Consider the following 15,915-nt stretch of genomic DNA (forward strand, 5'->3'; position numbering starts at 1 on the left):
CTGACGCCCCAGGCGTCGCTGAGGTTGATGATGACTCGAAGCCCCAACTTGGCCGGGTCGGGGCGCCCCATGGTGAGACGGGCCGGGCTCGGCGTGCGGACGGACCCGTCGCTGACCCCGATCGTCAGTCCTCTCTGGTCGAGTGTGAGGTGGAGCCGGCTGTCGCCGGTTGCGTGCTCGAAGGCGTTGCTGACCAGCTCGCTTGCGACGAGCTAGGCGCGGTCCAGCTCGTGAGCGAGGGCCCACTCCGTGCACGCGTCGGTGATCATTGTCCGGGTGAAGCTCGGCGCGTGGCCGGCCGAGGGAAGCTCGTATTCTCGCCGAACCCGGTGCGGGCGTTGGGCCAACAGAGCCTCGGCCTCGCCGCGATCGTGGGCGTGGTGAACCTCACGCGCGTCAATGCGGAGCAGCCTGGCGAGTTGAGCGTCGGCTCCGATACACCTTCGACGTCTTCTCCAGCCTCGACGGCTTCGGCGCCGCCACCGGCAACGGACCGGCTACTGGGGCAAGCCGGGCCCCGAGCTGCTCGACCACCGCCTCTCCCTGTACGACGACGAGCAGCGGATGGTGTTCGGGGCCACCACCTACCGCGCGTTCGCGCAGACCACCGGCGCGGCGACGGCGACTCGGCCGCGGCGCGGACGCATAGTTCCACGTAGTGACGAAAGGGAAGTTCGGCGGGGCGCGGTACGGTCGGCGGCCCCAAGTGCCACGCGAAGGCCGACATGGTCTCGGTGACCGGGGATTCATCTGTCACGCCATCACGGTGCGACTCGCGTCGCATCCTCCGACACCAGGTCACGGTGCGAGTCGCCCACCGCCAGGACGGAGGTCCGTCATGCGCATGTTGCTCGTAGCCCAGCCCGACGTCGACAAGGGAAGTGAGGCCATCGCCAGCGGCGACATGGCCAAGAGCATCCAGGCGACGGTCGAGATGATCAAGCCCGAGGCGACCTACTTCGCGCCCTTGCGAGGTCAGCGGACCGCGGTCTTCGACCTGGACGACCCGGGACACCTCCCGAAGATCAGCGAGCCGCTGTACAGGATGGGCGCGGTGGTCGAGATCGTGCCCGCGATGAACCTGGAGGATCTCCAGCGCGGACTGGCCGTGATCGGCGGCTGACCCGATCGATCGCGCAGTGCACATGCCTGCCGCCGGACACGACGGCAGGCTTCTGCCGGCTGTGACCAGCCCCGGTCGACCCACCCCGTCAGGTGGTTCCGATCACACGGCAGGAGGCGACTCCGGTGCAGGTTCGAGCGTGTGCCGGCGGAACTTCCTGGATTTCTTGACCTTGGGCTGTGCGTCCGGGTCGGGCGTCTTACCCGCGGAGCGCAGGAACGCGTGGGCCCATCCCGCCTTGGGGTCGATGTCGACGAGCAGCGCCTTGATGAGCAGCGTCAGCGGGATCGCCAGGATCGCCCCCAGTCCGCCGAGCAGCCAGGCCCAGAAGACCAACGCGACGAACGTGACCGTTGTCGACAGTCCGACGGCGTCGCCGATGAACCGGGGCTGGACGAACGACTGGATCACGAGGTTGAGCACGCAGTAGACGACGATGACGGCCACCATCAACCCGGGCCCGCCGGTCAGCAACCCGAGAAGCGCCGGCGGGATGACGCCGAGGATGAACCCCACGTTGGGGATGTAGTTGGTGACGAACGCCAGGACACCCCAGGTGATGGCCAGCGGGATACCCATGATGGCAAGCGCGATCGTGTCGAGCACAGCGACGATGAACCCGAAGACGGTCGTCACCAGCAGGTACTGGCGAGTGCCGTAGGCGAACTTCGTCAGCGCCTCCACGACGGTCGGCCGGTCGGCGCCGATGTCGGCCATCCGGTCCGGCATGCCACTGGACTCGACGCTGAGGAACAGCAGCAGCGCGATCAGGAACACGAAGTTGCTCGCCAACCCGGCCACGCTGCTCAGCAGGCCGCCGATCAGTTCGGTCAGCTTGCCGAGGTCGAGCGAGCTGGCCGCCTGCTTGATCTGGTCGGGTCCGACACCCAGCTTGGCCAGCTGTGCGGTGACCGAGTTGACCAGTGCGCTGCCCTCGCTCGCGTACTTCGGCAGCTCGGTTCCCAGCCGCGCGATCGAGATGATGATCGCCAGGGCGAGGGACAGCACTATCGCGTAGACGGCAAGGACGACCACCAGGGTCGACGCCCACCCCGGCCAGCCCTTGGTCCGCAGCCAGCGCTGTACCGGGGCCACTGCGATGACGATGATCAGTGCCAGGAACGCCGGTCCTATCAGCCACGCGATGGCCCGCACGCCGACGAAGACCACGACGATGGCGGCGGCACCGAGCAGGACCTCCAGTGCCCGCGGGAGGCCACGAGGTCGGGCTGGGCGCGCGCCGTTCGGGGATGCGCTTGACGCCCCGTTCACAGGAGTGGCAGCCGAACTCGTCATCTGCCTGACACTAGGAACAGCCCGGACCAGTGGTCGTCACCCAATGGAAAGGAGGCCATTCGTACTACCGCCGGCCTCTGATCGCATCAAGCCGGGCCCCACACGAGCCGGTCACCCCGGCCGCTGCGGCGCGCCGCCTCCCCGGCGGCACCTTACAGACGACGGTCGGGGCGTTGCCGGGCGCAGGACCACTCCTCGCCGAGCTTCGGACAGCAGGGGCGACGATGACGCCATGCGCTCGGCCCACCGGCACGACGCCTGCGGCGAGCGCGAACAACTGCTGTCCAACCTGCACCGTGATCGGCTGCCCTGGCCGTCCTGTGGGCAAGCCCATCCTCAAGAGGCGATGCGGGTTCCGGGGCGGGGCTCGCATGGTGCGGCGATGACCGTGCCGCATGACGCCCGGGGCGTCGCGCCCGTGTGCTGCGTCGCGGGGTCTCACCGTGGCGTGGACGCGGCTGCGAGGGACGAGTGCGGGGTCGCCCCCATCCCGCCCGATTCGGCAGGTCCCCCGTTGCTGGCTCTGGCGGGAGGCGTGTTCACGATGGGATCGAGCGAGCAGCGTTACCCCGCCGACGGGGAGGACCCGCCGCGACCCGTGAACGTCGCTGCCTTCCGGATCGCCGCGCACGCGGTGTGCAACGACGACTTCGCGGCGTTCGTCGCTGCGACCGGGTACCTCACGACCGCCGAGCGGGATGGGTGGTCGTTCGTGTTCGGCGGGCTGCTACCCGATGATTTCCCGCCGACGCGCGCGGTGGCCGCAGCGCCGTGGTGGCGGCAGGTGCCGCAGGCCTCGTGGCGCAGACCCGCGGGGGGTACCTCGGACATCGACGGCCGGGGTGACCACCCGGTCGTGCACGTGTCGTGGTTGGACGCTCGGTCCTACTGCCGTTGGGCCGGAGGGAGGCTGCCGAGCGAGGCCGAGTGGGAGTACGCGGCGCGGGGCGGTCTCGACCGGGCCCGGTTCCCCTGGGGAGAGGAGCTGACTCCGGCCGGCGAGCACAGGATGAACGTCTTCCAAGGCCGGTTCCCCGAGCACGACACCGGGGAGGACGGCTACGTCGGCACCGCGCCCGTCGACGCCTTCCCGGCCAACGGCTACGGCGTGCACAACGCGACCGGGAACGTGTGGGAGTGGTGCGCCGACCGCTTCGGCCCCACCCGTCCTGGTGGGCGGAGCATGCGAGGTGGTTCCTACCTCTGCCACGAGTCCTACTGCTGGCGCTACCGGTGCGCCGCACGCAGCTCCAACTCCCCCGACGGCAGCGCCGGCAACATCGGTTTCCGCATGGCCTCCGACGTGCCGTCGGCGCTGGTCGACAGCTCGGGAGCGTCAGCATCGGGTGGCTGATCCCGGGTCCGCAGACAGTGACCCCACGACGCACACCGCCATGCCAGAGCGTTCGCCCCGGCGCCGGCGACCCCAGCCGCCGCGACCCCTGTCGCCGCGACCCACTCGGCAGTGCCGGCGCGATCTGTCACCTGTTGAGGATGAGGCGGCCCTGGACGACGTTCGCCAGGCTGCCACAGCCGCGTTCCGCCGGCCGGGCTTCGCCGCCCTGCGGAGCGTCGGTGTGAGACGAGAGGAGGAAATCATGGCGATCGGACCCGTCCAACTCATCGTCCTCGGATTCAAGGATCCGGACTTTCACGGTGAGATCATCGCGGAGTTGGAACGACTGAGGGAAAGTGACACCGTCCGGGTGATCGACGCGCTCGCCGTCTACAAGGACGCCGAGGGGGAAATGGAGGTCATGCACCTCAGCAACCTGTCGACCGACGAGGCGGTCGAGCTCGGCAGCAAGGTCGGCGCGTTGGTCGGCCTGGGCTTCGAGGGCGAGCCCGGTGCGGAGGCAGGGGCCGAGGCGGGGGCCGAGGCGGCGGCGGACGGAATCAGCGTCTTCACCGACGAAGAAGCGTGGGACGTGCTCGGGGAGATCCCCAATGGCTCAGCGGCCGCACTCGTTCTGCTCGAGCACCATTGGGCCGTTCCGCTGCGGGACGCGATCATGCGCGCAGGTGGGTTCCGCATCTCCGACGGGTTCATCAGCCCGCTGGACCTCATCGAGATCGGGCTGATCTCCGCCGAGGACGCAGCCGTGATGCACAGTCTGGAGCAGGCGCCCGTTCCGACCTGACCGGACGATCGACCTGAAGCTGAAGGAGGTGGACATGTTCGGATCTCGCAGGGTCGCCCGGCGAACCGCCAGGCGTACCGCTCGGCGCCGCGACCGCCGCGACTGAGGCAAGAGGAACGGCGATTCCGTCCGGCCGGAACGACGGCTGGCGGGATCGCCCTGGCCGGCCCGCCGTGCCGCGCTCGGACGGCGACGAACCTGGCCTCGGGCCCGCCTGCCCCCTCAGGTTGCGCCCGGGCGGGTGCCGTCCGCCTCAGGACCGCCGGTCCGCCCTGTCGCCGCGGCGGTCCTCCGCCGATCCACGCGCCGGCCGACCTCGTGGGCCACGACCGCCGCCGCGGCCGTGGGCGTGGCAGTGCGGGCAACGGGTGCTGGACCGACGAGTCCGGCCCGGCGTACTCGTCGCGCGGCGAGCGGCATGTCAGCCACCCGCTCTCTCCCTGTGGCTGTCCTCTTCGAGCGTGTGGCTGTCCTCTTCGAGCGTGTGGCTGTCCTCTTCGAGGGCGGCCAGCAACGCCTGGGTCGGGATCTGACCGCTGGCCACGATCTGCCCACCGCACTGGCGCACGGCCGCTTCGAACGGCGCGGCCCAGCAGTTCTCCCACACCAGGACTGCCGCCGAGGAGCTGGGCTCGACCGCCTCGGCGATCGCCGCCACGTCGTTCTCGCTGAGCAACATCGCCAGCTGGGTCTCGTACGGGCGAAGCTGACCGACCTCGCCGTCACCGAGATCAGCGATCTCGCCGGCCTCGACGAGCCCGTCGTCGTCCTTGCGGATCATGACCAGGTCCAGGACGCGGACGATGCCGTTGTCGACCAGGTCGGCCACGGCAGGAGCGATCTCGCCGTTGAACCTGTTGCCGGGAAACTCCACCAGGATCCAGTCGACAGGTCCGAGCAGGTCCACGCCGGGTGTCATGCGCCTACCTCCGTTGCATCCACTGCCGAGCAAGGCAGAAGGCGGGTGCTCGTGCAGCTCGCGGCCGGGGCCACGTCGCCACGCGGAGACTCTCGTCCGGCCGCATCGAGTCCGCATCCCCCTTCACGGGGGGGTTCGTCTGCGAAGGTGTGGGTCAGCGGTCGGGCGTGCCGCGTGCGTCGGCGAGTTCTTGTAGCTGCCGCCGTGTGGACACCCCGAGCTTGCGATAGATCGAGGCCACGTGGCTCTTCACCGTCTCCGGCGAGAGATGGAGCTGAGCCGCGATCTCCACCACCGTGAGCCGACCCAGCAACATCGGCCACACTCGCAGCTCGGCCTGGCTGAGCTGCGCGAGCTCGTCCGAGCGGCTGATCGCCTGCTCCGCGGACTCCGTGAGCTCCTCGAGGAACGGTGACGGCGGGAGTCGGTCGAGCAACTGACGGGCACGCCTGGCAGAGGCGAGGGCGGCCGGCCGGTCGTCGAGCAGAACGTGCGTCCTCGCGATGAGCGACTCGACCAGGACGCTCACCCACGGCACCACGGGCGAGACGCCGGCGAGGACCGCTCGGGCGCGTCGAACGTCCGCGCCGGCGAGGCCCCTGTGTCCCGAACGGGCATGCATGAACGCCGACACCCCCGACATCACCAGGGTCGTGGTCTTGACGTCCCGCAGGTCCTGCTCGGTCCACACACGCCGGGCGACCGCGACCGACTCCTCGGCCTGCGGCCAGGCGCCGCGTTGCGCGTGGGCGGTCGCCAGGATGCTGGCGCACTCCGCCCAGATGGTGCCCAGCGTCAGCGACTCGGAGAGTTCCTGGCCTCGCTCGAGGTGCTCGATCCCCTGGTCGACATCACCGCTGAGCACCAGGAAAGCTCCCTGGAACATGAGGGAGAGCGGGCGGAACACGTGCGTGATCGGAAGGGCGGCGTGCGCGCGTCCCACCCGGGCCGCGGAGACCTCGTATCCGTCCATACCCGGGATGACGAAGAGCAGGGCGAGAGACGCCTCGACGCTCGAGCGCTCGAGATGACCCTCCCAGTCGGGCCCCAGCGCCCTCGCTGTGGCCTCCGCCCAGCGCAGCGCATCCGCGCCCTCGCCCGCCCCGACGGCCGCCCAGGCCGCGGTGATGCACAGGCTGGGCGTCGCGATCACGTCGCTCTCACTGACTCGGGCGAGCCAGCCGCGGACGGTCGTGGTGCGGCCGACGGCCAAGGCTGCCGGCGCGTGCTTCCATGCGAGGGATCCGAGCAGGGCGAGATCGTCGGAGCGTGCAGCGTGCGCGATGGCCTCATCGGCGTAGTCGTGGGCGTCGCACCATCGAGCGGCACGGGCCCGCACGGCGCGGGCCTCCTGCGGCTCGGCCTCCTCCAGGTCGCGCGTCAGCCGGTCCCGGAGCAGCGGGTGCAGGCGGTAGAACCCGTCGCCTCCGTGGAGGCGGTTGACCAGCAGCGTGGACTGCTCCGCCGACCGCAACATCGCCCGCGAATCCCGGACGCCCAGAACGTCGTTGCAGGCCGACGCCGACAGCGTGCTGAGGATGGCCGCGCGGCGCAGAAAGTCGAGCAGGTCCTGATCGACGCGGCCGAGGACCTCGGCGTCCAGGTAGTCGGTGAGCGCGGTGGAGGTCGTCGCTGGACGCAGTCGACCCCGTGCGGCTGCGAGCCCTTGCAGATAGACCGCAACCGGCCAGCCGGCCGTTGCGGTGAGAATGCTCGTGACGAGCCCCTTCGGCGGATCCGATCCCATCAGCTGCGCGAGGAGCGCAGAGGCCTCGTCGACGTCGAAGGCGAGATCGTCGGGCCCGACCTCCCGGACCCGGCCCTGGCTGCGCCACAGCGCGACCGGCAGGTCGGGGCGGGAACGCCCGACCAGGGCCAGCTCGGACCCTGCCGGTAGGGCGTCCAGTACGGCGGCCAGGACGACGGCCGGACGTGTCCCGGCCATGGCGTGCACGTCGTCCACGACCAGTGTCACGGCCCGGTCGATGGACTCGAGCGTGCGCTGGAACTGCGGGAGGACGCGGCGTGAGAAGGCGGGCTCATCGCCGGTGAGGACACCGGGCAGGGGAACCACGCCTGCCCCGCCGGCGGTCAGCGCTGCCATCAGCGTGGAGATGAGTACGACGGGATCACTGTCCGTCTCGCCGGTCGTCGCCCACGCCAGCGGCCTGTCGGCGTCCGCTGCCCACTGCGAGATCATCGTCGTCTTGCCGAACCCGGCCGGGGCCAGAACCAGGACGAGCTCGGACGGTCCGGCGGAGAGGTCATCAAGGAGCGCCAGCCGACGCACCTGGCCCGCCCGCGGGACGGGAGGCCGAAGCTTGAAGTGGGGAGTGACGACCGGTCCACCGAGCCTGGGGCCTCCGTAGGGAGGAGGCGGGCTCCCGACGGTGACCTTCTCCATGACGGAAGCGTAGGCGGCCTCATGGGTGCGGGGTGTCCTCGAAACGTACGAATCGATGCACCGGCACCGGCCACGGTCGAAGTCGGCAGAGAGCTGACGTCGACGTGGGGACGCCAGGCCCGAGGACCGCAGATCCGCCGCCCGTCCGACGACAGGACTTCCCCCACGGCGGGGGATGTCCCCTCCGCGAGATCGCAGCACTATCGGCGGGACCGCGAACAAGGGCGAACCGCGTGCACGTGGTCGCGGTGGCCGTGGCGTCAGTGGTCGGGCACGTGACTGACCACAGGGGGTGACCAGGGAGCGGTCAACGGGGCTTCTGTCGAGCCTCCTGGGGGCAGTTCGACGATCGGCCACAGTCACCGGCTCCTTCTCCCGGGAGCATCAAGTCAGACGGCGAGGGGCACGAGGCCTGAGATGCTGCCGATTTCGCTCGTTCCGCCCGCGAAGATCACAGTGCCGCAACTTCCGCGGGAGTTCGTCGCGCGGGCGCGACTCCGGGCGGACCTCGAGGCGGCAGACCCGGCGGACGTCGGGCTGGTCTGTGCCCCGGCCGGTTACGGCAAGACGCTGCTGCTGGCGGACTGGGTGTTCGACAGCACTGCGGGAGACGTCGCCTGGGTGGGGCTGGATTGCGACGACAACGATCCCACGCGACTGTGGGCATCGGTGATCGCTGCGGTCGCGGCCTGCCCGTCCGTCCCGTCGGACATCCGTCTGCACGCACCCCGGGCCTTACGGCCTGCCGATCAATCGGAGTTCCTCGCCGAACTCGGGATCGTCCTGCAGCGGCTGCCCCACCCGATCAGGTTGATTCTCGACGACGTGCACGAACTGGTCGACCGCGAGGTCCTGCAGGGCGTCGAGGCCTTCATCCGCAACTGCCCCGCAGGGGTGCGGCTCTTCCTCTCCAGCCGGCTCGACCCACCCCTGGGCCTGCGCCGGCTGCGCCTCACGGGCCAGCTGTGGGAGGTGCGCGCCGAACAACTGCGGTTCTCGGAGGCGGAAACGGCGAGCCTGCTCGAGCGGTCACACGTCCATCTCGCCCGCGGACAGGTCCAGATGCTGCACCGGCGTACCGGCGGGTGGGCGGCAGGCCTGCGCCTCGCCGCGCAGGCCGTGGCCGAGGCCGCCGATCGGGACGGCTTCCTTGCCCACTTCTCCGGTGATGAGCGATCGGTGGCCGACTACCTCGCCGAGGAGATCATCTCCGACCTTCCGGAGGACATCCGGCTGCTTCTGGGCGCCATCAGTATCAGCGACCTCATGCCGTCCGGCCTTGCCGTACACCTTTCCGGCCGGGAGGACGCCGGCAGTGTGCTCGACAGGCTCGAACACCACACTGCACTCGTCTCCACCACCGGGCCGCGGCGCGACACCTACTGCATCCAGGAGCTGTTGCGGACCTACCTGCTTGCCGACCTGCAGCGTCGGAGCCGGACGCGCGTCGCCGAGCTGCACGCCGGAGCGGCGCGCTGGTGGGCGGGGCAGGACCGGCCCGTCCGCGCCCTGGACCACGCACGCCGCGCCGGCGACCACCACCTGCTGTCCGGCCTGTTGCACCGGTTCGCCGTTCCGCTGATCCTCAGCGGAGAGCACGCCCCGCTACGGCGAGCGTTCTGCAGCTTGCCCGCGCAGACGACAGCGCCCGACCCCTTCCTGGCCCTGACCTCAGCTCTGACCCACCTCGAGGCCGGCGACACGCCGGAGGCCGAAGCCGACTTGCGCGACGCACGACGGTTCTGGCCGAGCCGGACCACGGCAGATCTCACCGTGCTGCGGGCGGCCGCCGAGCAACTGGCCACGGTCTCGCCCGGAGCGACGGTGTCACCGTCCGCATCCTCGGACGGGGTCGCGGCCGGGACGACGGACATCGGCGAACTGCCGACCGAACCCCCCTTGGAGGCACTCGCGCGACTGAGCCGGGGCACCGCACTGCTGCGTGAGTACGACGACCGGGCAGGCGCGCGCGCCGATCTCGAGATCGCTCTGGCGCTGGGCCGCCGGAACGGCTTCGACTACCTGTCGATGCAGTGCCAGGTCCTGCTGGGGGTCATCGCGGGTGTCTCCGGAGACCTGCGCGCGATGCAGGCACTGGGCACCGAGGCCAGTGCGGCGATATCCGGCCGCCACTGGGAAGGGACGATGACGGCTGCCACCGCATCCGCGATGCTCGCCTATTGCGCACTGCTGCGCGGCGAGGCTCCTGATGCCCGGGACCGCTCTGCACAGGCTCTCGCGCTCGGACCGGTCGCCTCACCGCCACTGCTGCGGTTCGCGCTGCAGATGGTGCACGGCGCCGCCACGTTCGACTGCGGAGACCGCGCGGGCGGGCTGGCGGAGCTGCAGCATGCGCGCACACAGATCGGCGAGCGCCGCACGCCTGCGGAGCAGGCCGCATCGGCTGCGGTGCTGGAGTTTCGCGCAGCCCTGCTGCTCGGGCACACCACGGCGGCCCGCACCGTGCAGGGCTGGCTGACGGAACGCACCGGGAGCAACGCAGAGCTGGTGCTGATGCGAGCATGGACCGAGGCAGCCTGCGGCAGGATCCAGCCCGCCCGGGTGAGGGTGCACCGTGTCCTCGGGGGATCTGTGCCGGCGCTGCTCCCGCACACCCGCGTCGAAGCCCTTCTGCTCGAAGCGGCCCTCGCGAGCGCCACGAACGATCAGCCGGCCGCCCGTCGCGCGCTCCAGGCCGCGCTGGTCACCGCAGAGCCGCTGGACACGGTGCGACCCTTCACCCAGGCCGGCCCGAGCGTCCACGCGCTGCTCGCGCGCCTGCACGGCAGTTTCGGCGACACGGACGCCTTCGCCCGGCGCGTGCTCGTCGCAGGTGCCGGTCACCACGAGCGACAGACGATGTTCAGCCAGCGGGAGATCACCGTGCTCGGCCTGCTGCCGTCGCTGCTCTCGCTGGACGAGATCGCCACCGACCTGACCGTGTCGGTGAACACCGTCAAGAGCCACCTGCGGTCGATCTATACGAAACTCGGCGTCAGTAGCCGTCGGATGGCCGTACGCTCCGCCCACGAGCGCGGCCTCCTCGTCACCAGCTGGCGCTCCAGCTGAGGGGTGGCACCCACGGTGCGCCTCATGGCGGTCGGCCTGGACCCGCGGCCCGGGTGACCCGCCGCAGGGGCCGGCCCCGCGCCCGGCTCGTCTTCCTCGAGGCAGAGACCTCTCGCCGACCTCATGCCGGATCGGCGCCTCCGCCGCGCCCACGCCGGTTCGCGACGGCGCGAAACCCGCCGTAGCCCAAGCGGGGTCATCCACGGCAGGTGGCGACGCGTCCGGGCCGAGGGCATTGGGTCAGTTCATCGAGGAGCCGACCGTCGGCTGCACAAGCGGAAGGAACGGTCGCATGGGGCTGCGCGAGTACAAGTCGGGGACGACGTTCCCCGGGCGGATCGGACGGACGACCGATGAGTCGAGTCCTGCGTGGCCGCAGCCGGTTCGGGCGGTGCCCGGAGCGCCCAACGTGCTGTTCATCGTCCTGGACGACACCGGGTTCGGGCAGCTCGGGTGTTACGGCGGCCCGATCGCGACCCAGCACATCGACTCGATGGCGGCCGGCGGGCTGCGCTACAACCGCATGCACACCACTGCGCTCTGCTCGCCGTCGCGCTCCTGCATCATCACCGGCCGCAACCACCACTCCAACGGAATGGCGGCGATCACGGAACTGGCGACCGGTTACCCCGGTTACGACGGCAACATCCCGTTCGAGAACGGTTTTCTCCCGGAGATGCTGGGGCAACACGGCTACAACACGTACATGCTGGGAAAGTGGCACCTGATGCCGTCGGAGCAGGAGTCGGCGGCGGGGCCGTACGACCGCTGGCCGCTGGGGCGCGGCTTCGATCGCTTCTACGGGTTCCTCGGTGGGGACACGAGCCAGTGGTATCCCGATCTCGTCTACGACAACCACCTGGTGCAGCCGCCGCGTACTCCGCAGGAGGGGTACCACCTGAGCGAGGACCTGGCCGATCACGCGATCTCGTTCGTCGCGGACGCGAAGCAGGTGGCTCCGGACAAGCCGTTCTTCCTGCATTTCTGCCCGGGGGCCACACACGCTCCGCACCATGTGCCCAAGGAGTGGGCCGACCGCTACGCCGGGCGGTTCGACGCCGGCTGGGACGCCTACCGCGAGGAGGTGTTCGCGCGGCAGAAGGAGCTCGGGGTCATCCCGGCGGACGCCGAGCTGTCGAGGCACGATCCGGATGTGCCCGAGTGGGATTCGCTCACGCCGGAGGCTCGCAGGCTCGCCGCGCGGATGATGGAGGTGTTCGCGGGCTTCTTGACGCACGTCGATGCGCAGATCGGCCGCCTGCTCGACTTCCTGCGGACCATCGGAGAGCTCGACAACACGCTCGTCATGCTCGTGTCCGACAACGGTGCGAGCCCCGAGGGTGGCCCGAACGGCACCACGAACGAGACGCAGTTCTTCAACAACGCCCCGGAACCGCTCGAGGAGAGTCTGGCCAAGCTCGACGAGCTGGGAGGGCCACTCACCTTCAACCACTACCCGTGGGGATGGACCTGGGCCGGCAACACCCCGTTCCGCCGGTGGAAGCGGGAGACCTATCGTGGCGGGGTCAGTGACCCGTTCATCGTGCACTGGCCGGCCGGCATCGCGGCGCGCGGCGAGATCCGTGAACAGTACGTGCACATCATCGACATGGTGCCGACCGTTCTCGACGTGCTCGGGCTGGAGCCGCCTGCAACCATCCGTGGTGTCACCCAGTCGCCGCTGCACGGGACGAGCTTCGCCCACACCTTCGCGGACGCGGACGCCCCGACACGCCATCGCACGCAGTACTTCGAGATCATCGGGCACCGCGCGATCGACCACGACGGCTGGCGCGCGGTCTGCCCGTGGCCGGGCCCGTCCTTCACCGAGGCCGACGTCCCGTTCGGCACGCCGATCACGGCCGACACCCTGGCCATGCTCGACACCGAGCAGTGGGAGCTCTACCACACTGCCGAGGATTTCGCGGAGAACTACGACGTGGCCTCAAAGAACCGGAGCAGGCTCATCGAACTGATCGCCCAGTGGTACGTCGAGGCGGGTCGGTACGGAGTACTGCCCGTCGACGGCACAGCCGTGACCCGATTGATGACCGAACGCCCGCAGCTCACCGAGACACGCACGAGCTACACGTTCTGGCCGAGCACGGAGACGGTGCCGTTCTCGGTCGCTCCCCGGGTGCTCAACCGTCCGCACAGCATCACCGCGGACGTGGAGATCCCGGTCGGCGGCGCGGAGGGGGTGCTGCTGTGCCAGGGCGCCAACACCGGCGGGCACACGTTCTACGTCCGGAACCAGCGGCTGCACTACGCCCACAACTACCTGAGCCGGGCCATCCACCGCGTCTCCTCGGTGGATCCGCTGCCCGAGGGCAGACACCGGCTGCGGTTCGAGTTCGAGCCCACGGGGAAGCCGGACTTCGAAGCCGGATTGGGCGCCCCCGGGCGGGCACAGTTCTACGTCGACGAGCAACTCGTCGCAGAGGCCGAGCTTCCGGTGACGGTTCCGATCCTGCTCTCCCCGGGCGGGCTGTCGTGCGGGGCGAACCTCGGTGCACCGGTCGACCCGGACTATTCCGCCCCGTTCCGCTTCACCGGGGTACTGCACCAGGTGACCGTCGACCTGAGCGGTGATCTGATCACCGACAGCGAAGCGGAGATGCGCGTGGCGATGGGGCGACAGTAGCGATGCGGAGGCCGACCGTCGGCCGTCCCGGTCGAGCAGCCAGCGCTGCGGGATGACGGCACGACGACTCGTCCTCGCCCGGGCCGCACTCCGCGACAACCGTCACCGAAGGGAATCGACATGAGTACCACTATCGCTCCGCAGACAACTGCGCCGGCTTTCGAGCCGGGCCTGAGGGGCACACTGCCGCCGTCGGAGTACACGCGGAAGGTGATGCCGCACTGGGGCCCCACCTATCCCGCAGCGAGATGTGACTATCGGAACATGGACTACGTTTCCATCACCTTCGCGACGGACGCGGAAAAGGCAGCCGCGCTGATTCCGAAGGAGCTGGAACTCATCAAGACCCCGCTACCCGGGCAGGTCGCGGCGAGCCTGGTGTTCGCCAAGTACCGTGAGTGCGATCTCGGGCCGTACATGGAGGTGATCGTTTCCATCGCGGTCCTGCACGAAGGCCGGCCCTACGCGTACGTGCCGGCGATCTACGTGGACAACGACGCCGCCCTGCTCGCCGGGCGCGAGCTCGGCGGCTATCCCAAGAAGATGGCCCGGATCACGATGCGCAACTACGGCGATCTGTTCCTGAGTCATATGGCCCGCGGAACGATACAGAAGAAGACGGCGGACCCCAACTTCGGCGATCTCGCCTCGTCCAGCGTCACCAAATCCGGCAAGCTCCTCTCGGTGCCGCTGCCGCCGGACAAGGCGGTCGAGCTGCCGCCCCCCTACAACATGCTCCTTCCGCTGCCCCCACCGACGGGCGCACCGCAGGACTACGTCCTCATGACGATGGCGCTGCGACACTTCCCGGGTGTAGGGCCCGGCCCCGACGGCTCCGCAGGGGCTGAAGTGCTCCAGCTCGTGGGGACTCCGTGGCACATCACGAATGCCGAGATCTACGCCGCCGATGCCGCCAGCATGGAGCTCTTCCCGTCGGAGGAGGACCCGATCGGCCGGCTCCTGCCATGCAACTCGGTGCTGGGTGCATTCATCGTCCAGGGTGACATGTCCACGAGGTCCGACGAGTGGGTGCTGATCGAGGATCTGAAGAAGGACAACGCCGGGTAAGCCATGCTCGAGATCGAGGTGCGGGAGCAGTCCTCGGCGGCGGCCACCGCCGTGTGGGCGATCATGACCGACGCCACCACGTGGACGGCCTGGTCGCCGGTCGACCGGGCGGAGGTGGAGTCCGGCCACGAACTCGGGGAGGTCCGCCGCTTCCGGGTCCCGCCGGTGGGCGGCCTGCCGTGGCTGCGGCTGACGAGCCGGGAGCGCACGACCGGCTACGAGCCGCCACGCCGTTGGGGCTACGAGATGCTCTCCGGGGTGCCGGGCGTCAGGGATTACGCGGCCGAGGTCACCCTCATCCCGACTCCGGCGGGTGGCACCGACATCCGCTGGAGCGTGTCGCTGCGACCGACGGTCGTCGGCACCGGTGGCGTGCTGCGGTGGATGCTCCGGCGCCTCTACGAGGAGACGGCCGTGGGACTCGCCCGGGCGGCGGAAGCGGGCGTGCCGCCGGTTCGGTCCTGATCGTGGCGTACCCATCGGGGGCACTGCGCCCCCGTCTGCTCGCCCCCTACACGTTGAGGCGGAACTTCCCCGGCAGCTTCCTGACGGGCGAGGGGGGTGAGGAAACCGCCTCTGACCTGGTCGAACGCCGTTGGCAGTCGTTGGACGCTGACGGCGGTTCGTGATGCTCTTACGGACTTCTGCGGACCGCGCGGACCTCCGCGTCCTCCGATGTGCCTCGACTCCCACATCGGACGCCCCCGGGCGGCGCAGCGTTGGCGGCCCGCTCCGCAGGCCCAGCCGTCGCCGCAGTACCCGGTGCAGCACCCCGGGTACGCCCACACGGCAGCTACCGACTCCGGCGTCCCCGTCAGCTGCTGCGGGATGTACGCCTGCTGCGGGTGGGGCTGGCCGTATGGGCCGGGCTGCTGACGCCGGGGTCAGCGACGGGTCCGTCCGCACGTCTGCGGGGCCGAGGTGAGAGGCGACGATCGGGACGGGAACGCTTGCGCCCCCAGCCGCAGATTGAGTTGAGCTTCACCCGGGTCGGATGACCGACCACCGGGATGGGCACGGGACAGTGCAGGCCGTCCGAGATCGAGGGGGAGATGGACAACCTCGGGAGTGTGCTGAACAGCCTGGTGCTGGTCGGCGTCGTCGCCGCGCTGGCCCCGGTGATCGTGTCCCCAGGCCCACCATCACGTCCCAGGCCAGGTGGACGATGTTGACCTGGCGGACGGTCGGTCGCGCGTCGGGGGGCACCGCGTCCAGCCCTTGCACAACGGTCGCCCGCCCCGTGGCGGGGTC

The 15,915-nt window shown here is 70.0% G+C and carries 10 protein-coding genes and 1 pseudogene; 8 read left to right on the plus strand and 3 right to left on the minus strand.

Annotated elements, in window-relative coordinates:
* Positions 1 to 436: 436 nt before the first annotated feature.
* Both AB0B41_RS17580 and AB0B41_RS17585 read left to right on the plus strand, forming a co-directional pair.
* Positions 437 to 603: pseudogene (locus AB0B41_RS17580) on the plus strand (deaminase); the annotation flags it as partial.
* A gap of 235 nt (positions 604 to 838) precedes the next feature.
* The gene (locus tag AB0B41_RS17585) at positions 839 to 1,123 is read left to right on the plus strand and encodes a hypothetical protein (protein ID WP_358204217.1); all 285 of its coding nucleotides are present in this window, start codon (positions 839 to 841) and stop codon (positions 1,121 to 1,123) included.
* Positions 1,124 to 1,225: 102 nt separating this feature from the next.
* On the opposite strand, the gene AB0B41_RS17590 is transcribed toward AB0B41_RS17585, so the two are convergent.
* A complete protein-coding gene (locus AB0B41_RS17590; RefSeq protein WP_358204219.1) occupies positions 1,226 to 2,419 on the minus strand; it encodes an AI-2E family transporter in 1,194 nt (397 codons plus the stop codon).
* A 448-nt stretch (positions 2,420 to 2,867) separates the two neighbouring features.
* On the opposite strand from AB0B41_RS17590, the gene AB0B41_RS17595 reads away from it, so the two are divergent.
* On the plus strand, positions 2,868 to 3,773 hold the full coding sequence (locus tag AB0B41_RS17595; RefSeq protein ID WP_358204246.1) for a formylglycine-generating enzyme family protein: 906 nt from the start codon (positions 2,868 to 2,870) through the stop codon (positions 3,771 to 3,773).
* 244 nt (positions 3,774 to 4,017) lie between these two features.
* Positions 4,018 to 4,560 (plus strand): hypothetical protein, encoded by a 543-nt coding sequence (locus AB0B41_RS17600; RefSeq protein ID WP_358204221.1) that lies wholly within the window; start codon positions 4,018 to 4,020, stop codon positions 4,558 to 4,560.
* Between the two features lie 421 nt (positions 4,561 to 4,981).
* Here AB0B41_RS17600 and AB0B41_RS17605 read toward each other — a convergent pair whose 3' ends face one another.
* Both AB0B41_RS17605 and AB0B41_RS17610 read right to left on the minus strand, forming a co-directional pair.
* Complete coding sequence (locus AB0B41_RS17605) at positions 4,982 to 5,479, minus strand: DUF6325 family protein (RefSeq protein ID WP_358204223.1); 498 nt, start codon at positions 5,477 to 5,479, stop codon at positions 4,982 to 4,984.
* Positions 5,480 to 5,633: 154 nt separating this feature from the next.
* A complete protein-coding gene (locus AB0B41_RS17610; protein ID WP_358204225.1) occupies positions 5,634 to 7,883 on the minus strand; it encodes a LuxR C-terminal-related transcriptional regulator in 2,250 nt (749 codons plus the stop codon).
* Positions 7,884 to 8,300: 417 nt separating this feature from the next.
* On the opposite strand from AB0B41_RS17610, the gene AB0B41_RS17615 reads away from it, so the two are divergent.
* From AB0B41_RS17615 to AB0B41_RS17630, 4 genes are all read left to right on the plus strand, one after another.
* Positions 8,301 to 10,952, plus strand: a complete 2,652-nt coding sequence (locus AB0B41_RS17615) for a LuxR C-terminal-related transcriptional regulator (protein WP_358204227.1) — start codon at positions 8,301 to 8,303, stop codon at positions 10,950 to 10,952.
* 391 nt (positions 10,953 to 11,343) lie between these two features.
* On the plus strand, positions 11,344 to 13,596 hold the full coding sequence (locus AB0B41_RS17620) for an arylsulfatase (protein WP_358204230.1): 2,253 nt from the start codon (positions 11,344 to 11,346) through the stop codon (positions 13,594 to 13,596).
* A gap of 213 nt (positions 13,597 to 13,809) precedes the next feature.
* A complete protein-coding gene (locus tag AB0B41_RS17625) occupies positions 13,810 to 14,664 on the plus strand; it encodes an acetoacetate decarboxylase family protein (RefSeq protein WP_358204248.1) in 855 nt (284 codons plus the stop codon).
* 3 nt (positions 14,665 to 14,667) lie between these two features.
* Positions 14,668 to 15,129 (plus strand): SRPBCC family protein, encoded by a 462-nt coding sequence (locus AB0B41_RS17630; RefSeq protein ID WP_358204232.1) that lies wholly within the window; start codon positions 14,668 to 14,670, stop codon positions 15,127 to 15,129.
* Positions 15,130 to 15,915 lie beyond the last annotated feature (786 nt).

This window comes from Pseudonocardia sp. NPDC049154 (genome assembly GCF_040648315.1).
Lineage (GTDB): Bacteria > Actinomycetota > Actinomycetes > Mycobacteriales > Pseudonocardiaceae > Pseudonocardia.

Bases quoted from the DNA above. Each gene is read 5' to 3' on its own strand.
- AB0B41_RS17600 (WP_358204221.1), top strand. From the start codon at position 4,018: ATGGCGATCGGACCCGTCCAACTCATCGTCCTCGGATTCAAGGATCCG.
- AB0B41_RS17585 (WP_358204217.1), top strand. From the start codon at position 839: ATGCGCATGTTGCTCGTAGCCCAGCCCGACGTCGACAAGGGAAGTGAG.
- AB0B41_RS17625 (WP_358204248.1), top strand. From the start codon at position 13,810: ATGCCGCACTGGGGCCCCACCTATCCCGCAGCGAGATGTGACTATCGG.
- AB0B41_RS17610 (WP_358204225.1), bottom strand. From the start codon at position 7,883: ATGGAGAAGGTCACCGTCGGGAGCCCGCCTCCTCCCTACGGAGGCCCC.
- AB0B41_RS17615 (WP_358204227.1), top strand. From the start codon at position 8,301: ATGCTGCCGATTTCGCTCGTTCCGCCCGCGAAGATCACAGTGCCGCAA.
- AB0B41_RS17630 (WP_358204232.1), top strand. From the start codon at position 14,668: ATGCTCGAGATCGAGGTGCGGGAGCAGTCCTCGGCGGCGGCCACCGCC.
- AB0B41_RS17605 (WP_358204223.1), bottom strand. From the start codon at position 5,479: ATGACACCCGGCGTGGACCTGCTCGGACCTGTCGACTGGATCCTGGTG.
- AB0B41_RS17590 (WP_358204219.1), bottom strand. From the start codon at position 2,419: ATGACGAGTTCGGCTGCCACTCCTGTGAACGGGGCGTCAAGCGCATCC.